Below are 7474 nucleotides of genomic sequence, written 5' to 3' on the forward strand. Positions count from 1 at the left end.
CGCGGGCTCCGGCTTCATCATCGAGCCGACGGGCATCGTGCTCACCAACAACCATGTGGTGGAGGACGCGGTGTCCATCACCGTGCGATTGGATGACGGGCGCTCGTTCTCCGCGGTCGTCGTGGGCAGGGACCCGCTCACCGACGTCGCGGTGGTGAAGATCAAGGACAAGGTGGAGGGGCTGCCCACGGTGAAGCTGGGCAACTCCGACGCGCTGCGCGTGGGCGACTGGGTCGTCGCCATCGGCAATCCCTTCGGACTGGCTTCCAGCGTCAGCCTGGGCATCGTCTCCGCGCGAGCACGCGATATCGGCGCGGGGCCCTACGACGAGTTCCTCCAGACCGACGCGGCCATCAACCCGGGCAACTCGGGCGGCCCGTTGTTCAACATGCGAGGTGAGGTCGTCGGCATCAACACCGCCATCGTCGGCGGCGGCACGGGCATCGGCTTCGCGGTGCCCAGCAACCTCGTCACGGCGCTGGTGCCCCAACTGGAGAAGGAAGGCTCCGTCACGCGCGCGTGGCTGGGCGTGGGCATCCAGGACCTGACGCGGGACTTGTCGAGCGCGCTCAAGCTGCCAGTGACGGAGGGCGCCATCCTCACGCAGGTGAATCCTGCCTCTCCGGCGGCGAAGGCGGGCCTGAAGTCCGACGACGTCGTCACCGCTATCGATGGGCAGCCGGTGACGTCCAGCGGCCAGCTCACTCGCACCGTGGCGCTCAAGCGCCCGGGCAGCACCTCCACGCTGACGGTGTTCCGTGAAGGCAAGAAGCAGGACGTGAAGGTGATTCTTGGCACGCGGCCCGATCTGGAGGGTGTGACTTCGCGCAAGCCGCAGGGCGACGACTCGCAGGAGAGCTCGCGCCGCGTGGGCGTCAGCCTCCAGAACCTGGATGCGCGCACCGCGCAGCAGGCGGGCTTCAATGAGCGCCAGGGCGCCCTCATCACCGACGTGGTGCCGGGCTCTCCGGCGGACCGCGCGCAGCTCGAGCCGGGCATGGTGGTGGTGGAGGCCAACCGCAAGCCGGTGAACAGCGCGGACGACCTGGCCAAGGCGATTCGCGCGGCGCCCGCCGGCAGCACGCTGCTCCTGCGCGTGGCGGCCCCGGGAGGCAGTCGCATGCTCCGCGCCCTGCGCATGCCGTAGTGGAGCGGCGGACATGAGCGTCAACTACGTCGCGCTCGGAGACAGCACCGCGGTGGGCGTGGGCGCGCCGCGCGGCGGGGGCTATCCCGAGCGCCTCGCCTCACGGCTGCGCCGAGAGGGGCTGTCAGTGGGGCTCACCAACCTGGGCGTCAGCGGGGCGCGCGTCCGCGACGTCTTCACCGGGCAGCTCAAGGCCACGGTGGCCGCGCAACCCACGCTGGTGACGCTGGGGGTGGGGACCAATGACCTCTGGCGCGGCACGGCGGTGGAGGACTTCCAGGAGGAGTTGGAGCGCATCGCCCGGCGTCTGAAGCAGACGGGTGCCCCCCTGGTGCTGGTGAACATCGCGGACATGGCGATGGCACCCGTCGCGAAGCTGGTGCCCAGTGCCCTCTACGAAGGGCGCATCGAGCCCTTCAACGCCGCCATCGCCCAGGTGGCGCGCACGGAGGGGCTGCACCTGGTGGACATGTATTCGGCGAGTCGGGAGATGTTTCCCCGCTCGCCGCACTTCTTCTCCGGGGATGGCTTCCACCCCTCCGAGGAAGGCTACGAGGAGTGGGCGGACCTGATGCTGCCCACGGTGCGCACGCTCGTGTCCCGCTGAGGCAGCGGGGCCGCGCGCTACGCCTTGGCCACGCCGCCGGGAGGAGCGCTGGCGGTCGGCTCGGTCGGAGGCGCGTGGGGGCCTCGCTCGCGACCGGGGTGGATCTCCATGCCCATCTCGAACGGCGTCGTGCGGTTGCGGCCCGTGCGCTTGCTGCAATAGAGGGCCGCGTCCGCGCTGTCGACGAGCCCCTCCTGCGTGTTGGCGTCGCTGGGGAAGTGGGACACGCCCACGGACACGGTGACGTGGCCGCCCGGGAGGCCGGGCTGGTTGAGCACGATGGTCTCCGCCACCGCGCGACGCAGCTTCTCCGCCACATCCACCGCGTCCTGCTTGGTGGAATGGGGGAGGAGAATGACGAACTCCTCGCCGCCGTAGCGCGCCAGCGTGTCGACCTTGCGCACGCGCGAGCGGAGGATGTCGCAGACGCGGCGGAGCGTCTCGTCTCCCGCCCGGTGGCCGGCCAGGTCGTTGAGGCGCTTGAAGTGATCCACGTCCACCATGAGCAGCGCCAGCGGCGTGCCGAAGCGCTGCGCTCGCGCCAGCTCCAGCTCCATGCGCTGGAAGAGGTGACGCCGGTTGGGCACCCCCGTCAGCGGGTCCGTCATGGTGAGCTTCACCGTCTCCGCGTGCAGCTGGGCGTTCTTCACGGCGGCCGCCGCGATGTCCGCCACCGCGGTGAGCAGCTCGATTTCCCCCGCCGAGAAGCTGGCGATGAGCGGACGCTGGAAGTTCACCACGCCCATGAGCGTGCCCGCGTGCACCATGGGCACCGCGAGCAGCGCGCCGGTGAGCATGGCGTCCGTCACCAGTCCGCGCCGCGCGAAGATGCTGGAGTGGTCCGCGACGTCCGGCAGGTACACCGCCTTGTGCGTCTGGGCCGCGCGGCCGCAGGCGCCTTCGCCCACGGAGAAGGTGAGCCCCTCCGAGCCACGGCCCTCCGGCCACGCCTGCTTCACCTCCAGCGCGCCCTCCGGACTGACGAGCATGATGGAGAACTCCGGAATCTGGAGGCGCTCCACCACCAGCCGGGTGACGGCCTCCAGCAGCTCGTCCAGCTCCAGCGTGGCGTTGAGGGAGCGCGTCACGTCGAACAGCAGCGACAGCTCGCGAAGCCGGTCTTCCAACTCGTCCTTGAGCGCGAGCTTCTCCTTCACCAGCTCCAGGTCGCGGTGGGTGTCGATCTCCTCCGCCTTCATCGCGGTGAGTCGCGCCAGCATCTGGTTGAAGGCGGCGCCCAGGCGCGCGATTTCATCCGTGCCGCGCACGTCCGCGCGCACCAGCAGATCTCCCGCCTCCGCGCGCCCCATGGCCGCGCTCAGCCGACGCAGCGGACGCGTGAGGTTGAAGTGCAGCGACAACGCGATGACGAGCGCGAGCAGGATGGCGAACACCGCCATGGACCCCAGCGCGCCACCGAACACCTTCGTCAGTTGCTGATGCAGCGCGGGCTCCGTCATCCGCATCTGCAGGACACTGGCGCCCGGAACCTCCCCGCGCGAGTGACAGCTCCCGCACTCCGGACCGCCCAGGGGCCGCACCACCTCCGTGACATCGTCCGCCGAGCGCGCCGTCTCCGGCCCGGGGCGGGTGAGCCGCGAGGCCTCCGGGTGCACCGAGCCGACCTCGGACGGCTCGCGAGACCAGCGCACACGTCCGTCTGGCGTCAGCACACGCACGTCCGCCACCGAGCGGAACAACCGCGTGTCCGAGTGGAGCACCTCCGCCACCGCGCCATGCGCGGGCGCACCGGGCCCCTGCGGCAACATGAACGTCGAGGCGACGAACTCCGCGAGTGCGAGGGACTCCACCTGCGTGGCGTCCTGCACCGCCACCCGCGCCTCGCGCCAGAAGTGGCCCACGCCCAGCAACGCCACCACCAACCCCGGCAGAGCGATGCTCCAGAGGAGCTTCCGGCCTACGGTGTCGGGACCCAAGGGCATGCGCGCGTTCGCGTCACTTCGTTCGAAAGGATTCAACTCGTTTCACGAAGAGTCCGCGGAATTGTCAATGGGCTGACGCGGACTGTCAAACGTACTTGCACGGGAATTTTATCATTCCGTTGGCGCATCCGGTTGGCGCACGTCGACGTCCGCGTGCGTCGGGGCGGGCGTGACGGTTAGAAGGGCCACCTCATGGCGACCGAGTTGCTCACGTCCTCGTTGCTTCCCGTTCCGCACGGCTTCGCGACTCGCGCGGGCGGTGTGTCCGAGGGGCCCTTCGCCTCGCTCAACCTGGGGTTCTCCACGGGAGATGACCGGGCGAAGGTGGAGGAGAACCTGCGCAGGCTGGCCACGGCGGCCGGTGCTCCGCTGGGCGCGCTGTCGCGTGTCTCCCAGGTGCACGGGGACCGGGTGCTGGAGGCCCGGGTGGAGGAGGGGGGCGACACGCTGCGGCCTCCCGAGGGCGAGGCGGACGGGCTTTGGACCGAAGTGCCCGAAACGTGGGTGGCCGTGGGCACGGCGGACTGCGTACCGGTGTTGCTGGTGGACCCGGACGGACGGCGTGTGGCGGCGGTGCACTCGGGGTGGCGTGGGACGGACGCGGACATCAGCGCTCGCGCGGTGGAGGCGCTGGTGGCGCGGGGGGCTCGGCCAGAGCGGCTGCTGGCGGCGGTGGGGCCCGCGATTCAGCGCTGTTGCTACGAAGTCTCGGCGGAGCTGGGGCAGCGCTTCACGACGCGCTTCGGCTCGGAAGTCGTGGCGGAGGAGGGCGGGCGCATCCGGTTGGACCTGTCACGGGCGGTGCGGCTGACGTTGCTGGGTGCGGGGCTGCGGGCGGCCCATGTGGACGTGCTACAGGCCTGTACCGCGTGCGAGCCCTCGCGGTTCTTCTCCCACCGGCGTGACGCGGGGCGTACCGGACGCCACCTCAACCTGGTGGTAAACAGGTTCTAGGCGGGGAGCGCCGGCCGTTTTCTTGACGCTCTCCGACGTGCCTTCCTATCCTCGGAGGGACTTTCATCCGTCGAGGCCCGTGCTCGAGCGCTCCGCCATCTTCCGCTTGCTCGCCGCAGCGCCGCTGTGCGCGCTGTGTGCTTGTGCCACCACCGCCGCCTCCCAGGCGGAGGTCGCGGCGCTGCAGGCGGAGCTGCGCACGCTGCGCGAGTCGCAGACGCGCCTGGTGGACCGGCTGGAGCGCCTGGAGGCGCATGCCGCCGTCGACCGCGCGCGGGACCCTGGTGCCCCCGCGGCGAAGCAGTCCTCCACGGTTCCCGTGCGAGTCACCGCGCTGGAGCAGGGTGGGGCGCTGACGTCGACCCCGGACCTGGCGGTGGTGAAGCTCAAGCCGCGCTTCGAGCCCGCGCCCAAGCTGTCCACGCAGGTGGCGGTGGTGGAGCCCGAGTCCGAGCAGGTGGAGATGTTCATCAGCTCGGTGCCGGACGGCACGCCTGGGTCCGCCTCGGGTGGCACCACCCTGGCGTCGACGGGTGGGGCCACCATGGTGACCACGCGGGAGGATGACCCCGCGGACCAGCCGGACCCGGATGTGCTCGAGGCCGACTACGAGAAGTCGGTGTCGCTCCTGCGCACCGGCAACGTGGAGGGGGGCGTGCAGCGCCTGCGCCGCTTCTCCGAGGAGAACCCCCGCCACCCGCGCGCGGACAACGCGCTGTACTTCAGCGGGCTGGGGCAGATGGGGCTCAACGAGTTCAAGGACGCCGCGAAGTCGTTCGAGCGGCTGATCGCCACCTATCCCGCCGGGGACGCCATGCTGGACGGCATGCTCCGGCTCGCCGAGTGCCGGATGCGGCTCAACCAGGCCGCGGATGCCCGGGCTCTCTACACGCGCGTCGTCACCCAGTTTCCGGGGACGGCCGCCGCCACGCAGGCGGAGCAGCGGCTCGCCGCCCTCCCGCAGTGAAGTCTTCTTCGAAAGGATGTCGTGCGATGCGCACCCGGATCCTCACCTCGCTGATGTTGAGCCTCGCCGTCGCCCCCGCCTGGAGCGCATTCGCGCAGCAGCAGGAGGGCAGCGACCCGGAGGACACCGAGGCCGGCGGTGAGACGGAAGGCGCGGAGGTCATGGACGAGGCGCCCGAGCGCCCCTCCGGCACCAACGTGACGCTGCCGCCCGGCGCGGCCAAGGGCCGTGACAGCGCCCCCGGCGTGGTCCACACCGTCGAGTCCGGTGACACGCTGTGGGACCTGTCCTCGCGCTACCTGGGCAGCCCCTGGTACTGGCCGAAGGTCTGGTCCTACAACCCGGAGATCGCCAACCCGCATTGGATCTACCCGGGCAACCAGGTGAGCTTCTTCGGCGGGGGCGAGGAAGTGCCCCAGCGCGTGGAGACCGGCGACGACACCGTCGACGTGGCCGCCCCCACGGAGCTGTCCGGCGGGGACATGGTCTCGGTGTCGGGCAAGATTGGCTACGACGTGTCCTCGTCGCGGCCGGTGACGACGCAGGGCTTCGTCACCGCCCGTGAGCTGGAGGAGGCGGGCCGCATCGAGGGCTCCCCGAACGGCGCGCTGATGCTGGCCTTCCCGGACAACGTCTACGTGCGCTTCAAGCGCAAGGCCGACGCCAAGGTCGGTGACCGCTACGTCGTCTTCCACACCACGCAGAAAGTGAAGCACCCGCGCTCGGGCAAGGAGCTGGGCTTCCTGACGGACTTCGTGGGCACGCTGCGCGTGGTGCGCGTGGACAAGGGCGTCGTCACCGCGCAGATCGTCGACACCTGGGACGGCATCGAGCGTGGCGACCTGGTGGGCCCCTACGGCGAGAAGCTCAGCGAGCGCGTCGCCCCCCGGCCCAACACGAAGGAACTCAACGCCACCGTCGTGACGGCGCTGGTGCCGTACCTGTCGCTGCTCGGCGAGCACAACACCGTGGTGCTGGACAAGGGCAGCGCGGATGGCGTCCAGCTGGGCAACACCTTCCTCATCCTCCGCCAGGGCGACCCGTCCCGGCAGGTGCTGGGCAAGCCGGAGCTCCCCCCGCCGCCCGCGTCCGACAAGGCGCTGCCGTGGGAGAACATCGGCACGTGCATGGTCACCGAGGTGAAGGAGCGCACCAACAACTGCCTGATGATGCGCTCCACCGAGGAGATCAACACCGGCGACCGCGCGTACATGCGCGTCAGCCCCGCCCCCACCGCCAGCCGCTGATTCCGGCAGGAAAAGTGCATCCCCTCCCGTCCAGGAGGGGTTGAGTGCTTGACCGGTGGCGGTCCGGTGTTTATGTGTCGCGCCCCTCCCTGCGGACCCATCTTCTATATAGGTGGGAATGGAGGGGGGTTGGGTATGGCGGACGCTGAGACGGACAGCCTCACGGCGGAACAGCAGGCATGCCTGGCGCTCTGGGCCGTTCCCGGCCTGGGGCCGAGGACGCTGGCCGCCTTGCGCGCATTCGCCGACGGTCGTCTCGCTCCCCTGGCCGCGACTCCGGTAGGAGACTGGGTGTCCGAAGCGCCGGTTTCCCCACAAGTTCGTCGTCGGCTGGCGACCCTGGAGCGGCTCCCCGTCGTCGCGGAGCGGTTGCAGGAGGCGTGTCACGCAGGAGGCATGCGGGTGGCGTTCGCCGAACAGCGGACCTATCCGGAGCGTCTCAAGCAGGTGGAGGACGCGCCGCCCCTGCTGTTCCACCGGGGCCAGCCCGGGCCGCCGCGCAGGCGGGTGGCCATGGTGGGCAGCCGACATCCGGATCAGGGTTTCCTGCCTTTTGCCCGTGCCTTCGCCCGTCAGGTGGCCGAGGGTGGGGTGGGGGTGGTGTCGGGT

At 70.4% G+C, this 7474-nt stretch carries 7 protein-coding genes; 6 read left to right on the top strand and 1 reads right to left on the bottom strand.

Annotation, left to right across the window (positions count from 1 at the left end; translation table 11 throughout):
* Both HR086_RS42865 and HR086_RS42870 read left to right on the top strand, forming a co-directional pair.
* On the top strand, nucleotides 1–1147 hold a 1147-nt coding region (locus HR086_RS42865), incomplete at its 5' end, for a trypsin-like peptidase domain-containing protein (protein ID WP_174468522.1).
* A 13-nt stretch (nucleotides 1148–1160) separates the two neighbouring features.
* Entirely contained in the window at nucleotides 1161–1754 is a 594-nt protein-coding gene (locus HR086_RS42870) for an SGNH/GDSL hydrolase family protein (protein ID WP_174455211.1), read from the top strand.
* Nucleotides 1755–1771: 17 nt separating this feature from the next.
* Here HR086_RS42870 and HR086_RS42875 read toward each other — a convergent pair whose 3' ends face one another.
* The gene (locus HR086_RS42875; protein ID WP_174455212.1) at nucleotides 1772–3697 is read right to left on the bottom strand and encodes a diguanylate cyclase; all 1926 of its coding nucleotides are present in this window, start codon (nucleotides 3695–3697) and stop codon (nucleotides 1772–1774) included.
* Nucleotides 3698–3889: 192 nt separating this feature from the next.
* On the opposite strand from HR086_RS42875, the gene pgeF reads away from it, so the two are divergent.
* From pgeF to HR086_RS42895, 4 genes are all read left to right on the top strand, one after another.
* On the top strand, nucleotides 3890–4651 hold the full coding sequence (pgeF, locus tag HR086_RS42880) for a peptidoglycan editing factor PgeF (protein ID WP_174455213.1): 762 nt from the start codon (nucleotides 3890–3892) through the stop codon (nucleotides 4649–4651).
* 79 nt (nucleotides 4652–4730) lie between these two features.
* Nucleotides 4731–5618 carry a tetratricopeptide repeat protein gene (locus HR086_RS42885; RefSeq protein WP_174462354.1) on the top strand — a complete coding sequence of 296 codons (888 nt, stop codon included), beginning with the start codon at nucleotides 4731–4733 and terminating at the stop codon, nucleotides 5616–5618.
* A gap of 26 nt (nucleotides 5619–5644) precedes the next feature.
* Nucleotides 5645–6865, top strand: coding sequence for a LysM peptidoglycan-binding domain-containing protein (locus HR086_RS42890; protein ID WP_174455214.1), 1221 nt, complete (start codon nucleotides 5645–5647; stop codon nucleotides 6863–6865).
* A 135-nt stretch (nucleotides 6866–7000) separates the two neighbouring features.
* Nucleotides 7001–7474, top strand: a 474-nt coding sequence (locus tag HR086_RS42895) for a DNA-processing protein DprA (RefSeq protein WP_174468523.1), incomplete at its 3' end; no start/stop codon positions are given.

The organism is Myxococcus sp. CA039A, assembly GCF_013336645.1.
In the GTDB taxonomy this organism is placed as follows: domain Bacteria; phylum Myxococcota; class Myxococcia; order Myxococcales; family Myxococcaceae; genus Myxococcus; species Myxococcus llanfairpwllgwyngyllgogerychwyrndrobwllllantysiliogogogochensis.

Excerpts from the sequence above, each read along its gene's own strand:
- HR086_RS42870 (WP_174455211.1), top strand. The coding sequence starts at position 1,161 with ATGAGCGTCAACTACGTCGCGCTCGGAGACAGCACCGCGGTGGGCGTG.
- HR086_RS42875 (WP_174455212.1), bottom strand. The coding sequence starts at position 3,697 with ATGCCCTTGGGTCCCGACACCGTAGGCCGGAAGCTCCTCTGGAGCATC.
- pgeF (WP_174455213.1), top strand. The coding sequence starts at position 3,890 with ATGGCGACCGAGTTGCTCACGTCCTCGTTGCTTCCCGTTCCGCACGGC.
- HR086_RS42890 (WP_174455214.1), top strand. The coding sequence starts at position 5,645 with ATGCGCACCCGGATCCTCACCTCGCTGATGTTGAGCCTCGCCGTCGCC.